This window comes from Rhizobacter sp., from assembly GCF_031412075.1.
In the GTDB taxonomy this organism is placed as follows: domain Bacteria; phylum Pseudomonadota; class Gammaproteobacteria; order Burkholderiales; family Burkholderiaceae_C; genus Rhizobacter.
In genome coordinates this window covers 1-2,411 of record NZ_JANOCG010000212.1, presented here as the reverse complement: position 1 = coordinate 2,411, position 2,411 = coordinate 1, and the positions used below count along the sequence as shown (strand labels likewise).

The 2,411-nt window shown below is 67.4% G+C and carries 3 protein-coding genes; all 3 read left to right on the top strand.

From position 1 onward, the window contains the following. Window positions 1-751: MBG domain-containing protein (locus RMO40_RS07330; protein ID WP_309718413.1), on the top strand; the 751-nt coding region annotated here is incomplete at its 5' end. Window positions 752-898: 147 nt separating this feature from the next. Further along, entirely contained in the window at window positions 899-1,909 is a 1,011-nt protein-coding gene (gene tssA, locus RMO40_RS07325) for a type VI secretion system protein TssA (RefSeq protein WP_309718410.1), read from the top strand. Window positions 1,910-2,028: 119 nt separating this feature from the next. After that, a partial coding sequence (gene tssB, locus RMO40_RS07320; protein WP_309718407.1) for a type VI secretion system contractile sheath small subunit occupies window positions 2,029-2,411 on the top strand: 383 nt, incomplete at its 3' end.

Genomic DNA, 2,411 nt, shown 5'->3' with positions numbered 1-2,411 from the left:
ATCGGCGGCCAACGTCTTCATCAACCGCTCGATCAGCATGGCCGGCACCGGTGCTTCGCAGCTCAACATCGTGTCGCCCGGCACCGTGACCTTCGCCACCGGCGCGACGCTCAGCACCAGCGCCGCCGGGCGCTGGCGCGTCTGGGCGCCCACCGTCGTCAACGCACCGGTTGCCGGCCCGGCAACCAATCTCTACGGCTGTGTGTTCGGCGACACCAGCACCTGCAGCGTCTCCAACATCACGCTGCCGACCACCGGCAACCAACTGCTGCACCCGACCCAGCCCACGCTCACCGTGACCGCCAACCCGGCCATCGGCTACATCGATCTGGCCTTGCCTGCCCTCACCTTCACCACCACCGGCCTGGTCAATGGCGACACCGCCGCAGGTGCGCTCGCCGGCTCGTTGACGTCTGCGCCCAGCGGCACCGGCACCTACGCCATCAGCCAAGGCAACCTGCGCTCACCACTGGGCTACAACGTGACCTTCACACCCTCCACGCTGACGCTGCGCCCCGGCATCACGCGCCAGATGCTGCAGTCGAGCTTCCAGGCCGAGCTGGCCTCCGACGTCTACGGCCGCAACCTCGACCAGCCCTACATCTGCACCGCTGCTTCGGTGCTGCGCGGCAGCCTGGCCGACGACAAACAAAACGACCCACTGGCCTCGGAGTGGGGCAAGGTGCGCAACCAGCCGCAGCTTTCGGGCTGCCTCAACGTGACCGACGGGGGCTCGTGTTCGGCCTTCTGACGCCTCATCACCATGGACCGCACCTCCTCCAGATTGACGAGAGTCACATCGATTCGGCCGCTACAGATGACTTTCGGCTGATGTAGCCCGGCCACTCGCTCCATAAAGTCCACTCATCGTGATTCAACCCCAGCCCCAGCGCATCACATGAACGCCCTCCCCGTCGAAGACCTGCTGGCCTCGCTCGGCGATGACGCCCCCTGTGGCGCCGACCTGGAATACGACCCGGCCTTTCTCGCCCTCGAAGAAGCCGCCCGCGGCAAGGCCGAGCAGCAGTTCGGCGACACCGTGATCGCCGCGCAAGAGCCCGACTGGCGGGTGGTGCACGAACAAGCCACCGAGCTCGCCCGCCGCACCCGCGACCTGCGCGTGGCCGTGCTGCTGGCCCGCTCCGGTGCCCGCCTGCATGGCGTGGCGGCTTACGCCAGCGCGCTGGCGCTGATCGCCGGCCTGCTCGAGCGCCACTGGGATCACGTCTACCCCAAGCTGGACGCCGACGACAACAACGACCCGACCATGCGCATGAACGCGCTGGCCCCCTTGGTCGACGGCACCGGCGGCCTGGCCGACCTGCGAGCCGCCGTGATCGGCGCGAGCCGCCCCCCGCTCACCGTGCGCCAGATCGAGCTCGCCGCTGGCAAGGCCGACCCCCGCCCCGACGAACTCGTGCCCACCCTCGACGGCGTGGTGCAAGCCGTGCAGGCCGCCGAGACCCAATCCGCTGGCACCGCCGCCGCGCTGAAACAGGTGCATGCCGAAGTGCTGCGCATCGAGGCGGTGCTGGGCGACAAGGTCGGCTCGGCCCAAGGCCCCGAACTGCGCCCGCTGCGCGTGCTGGCGCACACCCTGAACAACGTGGCCAACCAGGCCGAAGGCGGCGCTGCGGCCGATGCATCGTCTGGCGACAGCCCGACGACCAGCGGCCAGGGCAGCGTCTCCCGCGGCGCTACCGGGTCGCTGCAAAGCCGCGAAGACGTGGTGCGCAGCCTCGACCGCGCCTGCGAATGGCTGGAGCGAAACGAGCCCACCAACCCTGCCCCCCTGCTGATCCGCCGTGCGCAGCGGCTGATGGGCAAGAGCTTTCTCGAAATCATCAGAGACCTGGCGCCCGCCGGCATCGACCAGATCGAAAACATTGCCGGCAACGTCAACGAATGATCCGTAACAAGACTCCGTTCGGGCTGAGCCTGTCGAAGCCAGCGAGCACCTCGGTGCAGGCACTTCGACCAGCTCAGTGCGAACGGACACTTTGAACCCCAGCCCGAAGGAGCTTCACCATGGCCACCAGCAGTCAGAAATTCATCGCCCGCAACCGTGCACCGCGCGTCCAGATCGAATACGACGTGGAGCTCTATGGCGCCGAGAAAAAGGTGCAGCTGCCCTTCGTGATGGGCGTGCTGTCTGACCTCTCCGGCAAGCCGAGCGAGCCGCTGCCACCCGTGGCCGAGCGCAAGCTGCTCGAGTTCGACGTCGACAACTTCGACAGCCGCATGAAGTCGATGAAGCCGCGTGTCGCCTTCCAGGTGCCCAACACCCTGACCGGCGAAGGCAACATGAGCGTCGACATCACCTTCGAGAACATGGACGACTTCTCGCCCGCTGCCGTGGCACGCAAGGTCGACTCGCTCAACCAGCTGCTCACCGCACGCCAGCAGCTGAG